Source organism: Streptomyces sp. URMC 124, assembly GCF_051386455.1.
Lineage (GTDB): Bacteria > Actinomycetota > Actinomycetes > Streptomycetales > Streptomycetaceae > Streptomyces.
Genome location: NZ_JBPQTS010000322.1, coordinates 1 through 1,721 on the forward strand (window position 1 = coordinate 1; position 1,721 = coordinate 1,721).

2 protein-coding genes are annotated in these 1,721 nt (G+C 73.3%); one reads left to right on the forward strand and one right to left on the reverse strand.

The genetic code is table 11. From position 1 onward, the window contains the following. Nucleotides 1-59: 59 nt before the first annotated feature. The gene (locus ACSNOG_RS32685; protein ID WP_106675778.1) at nt 60-455 is read right to left on the reverse strand and encodes an STAS domain-containing protein; all 396 of its coding nucleotides are present in this window, start codon (nt 453-455) and stop codon (nt 60-62) included. Between the two features lie 508 nt (nt 456-963). Between ACSNOG_RS32685 and ACSNOG_RS32690 the strand changes: the two genes are divergently transcribed. Further along, nucleotides 964-1,527, forward strand: a complete 564-nt coding sequence (locus ACSNOG_RS32690; RefSeq protein WP_436756326.1) for a sigma-70 family RNA polymerase sigma factor — start codon at nt 964-966, stop codon at nt 1,525-1,527. The last annotated feature ends 194 nt before the right edge of the window (nt 1,528-1,721 follow it).

Consider the following 1,721-nt stretch of genomic DNA (forward strand, 5'->3'; position numbering starts at 1 on the left):
AGGCAGAGGGGTAGAGGCAGAGGGGCGGAACGCCGGGGAGGGCGGCCCGGGAGGACCGCCTACGCGGACTGCGCGGGGAGGGCTTCGCCGCTGTCGCGGCCCTCGTGGGTGGCCGTGGCCAGGTCCGGATAGATCTCGAAGAGGCGGCGCACCCCGAGTGCGCCGAGCACCCTGTTGACGTGGGAGCCGTCCGCCGCGCCGCCCTGCGGGGGCAGGATGAGTCTCAGGCGCCCCTGACAGGAGCGCATCAGGCGGCGGGCGGCGATCAGCACGCCGACGCCGCTGGAGTCGCAGAACCGCACCTCGGCCAGGTCGAGCACGAGGCTGCGTCGTCCGTCGGCGACCGCGTCGTGCACGCGTTGCCGGACCACCGGCGACGTCACCAGGTCCATCTCGCCGGAGACGCGGAGGACGGCCCAGTCCCCCCGCTCGGCGTCCTTCACCTTCAACGTCACGCGCTCGAAGCCCCTTCGCTCGGTGTCTCGCTCCCCGGAACGGACCTTTCCGCAGCCGTGGCTGCCCGGCGTCTCCCCCGTCTCTCCCACGGGAAACACCGGCGGGACCGGATAGGCACCACCGGCCCCCAACGAGCCTATGCCCAGCTCGAACCGTTAATCCCCAAAGTTCCGGTCACACCCGCATAACACATCGGCACATTCGCGCACGTACGATCCGTAACGATCGGCCAGATGTGCGGAAAGTGACCGTGGCAATACCATCCGGGGCCGCGCTGCGGGGCGATCTTCACGATGTTCCCCGCAAAGACGGCCTGACCGTCGGATCCGGCCACTACATTCGAGGAGTATGTGACCGTGGGCGCGAGCGTTGTGCGCCGCGGGTATCGGTCATGAGTGCGTCGCACACCAGCGCGGCAGCGACTGCGGCTGCGACTGCGTGCCGGTGCGGCGCCCGGCACGGCGGACGGCACGGCGGACGGGCACGACGGCGGACGGAGGGGCAGACATGGCGGCCGAGGCACCACCCCGGTGGGACCGCAAGATGCAGCAGCGGCTCGCGCACGGTGAGGCCGCCGCCCTCGGCGAGCTCTACGACCGCTTCGCCTCCCTCGTGCACACCCTCGCCCATCGCGTCCTCGACGACGAGGCCGGCGCCGACCGCGTCACGCGCGAGGTCTTCGGCCACGTCTGGGAGCACCCCGGCGAGTTCGACCCCCGGGAGGGTTCGCTGCGCTCCTGGATCGCGGGGCTGACTCACCGTCAGGCCGTGGATCGGCTGCGGCAGTCGCAGAGCGACGGCGTGGCCACGCCCGAGCAGATCGAGGAGAAGGTCCGCGCGGCGTCCGCCGCCGCCCGCGCCGACTACATCGTCACCTCCATGCCGGCCCCGCTGCGCGCCGCGCTCGACCTCGCCTACCTGCGGCGGCTCGACTACCGCCGGGCCGCCGCCCACCTCGGCGTCACCGAGGACGAGGCGCGGCGCCGGCTCCGGCTGGGCCTGCAGCTGCTCTCCACCGCGCACCCGGGGCCGCGCGTCGTCGCGCCGCCCGCGCACGGAGGCGCGCTGTGAGCGAGGAGCCCGGCCGGGGCGGCCCCGGCCACCGAGACGGAAACGGCGCTTCCGGTCCACTGCGCCCGCCGCGCATACCGCCTCCCCGGACCGCCGCCGAGGACACGGCCCGATGGCCGAAAACCACCCCCGGCACGGCTCCCACTCCGTACGCGCATCCGAATGCCGCGCCCACGCCTTCCCCCACACCCTCC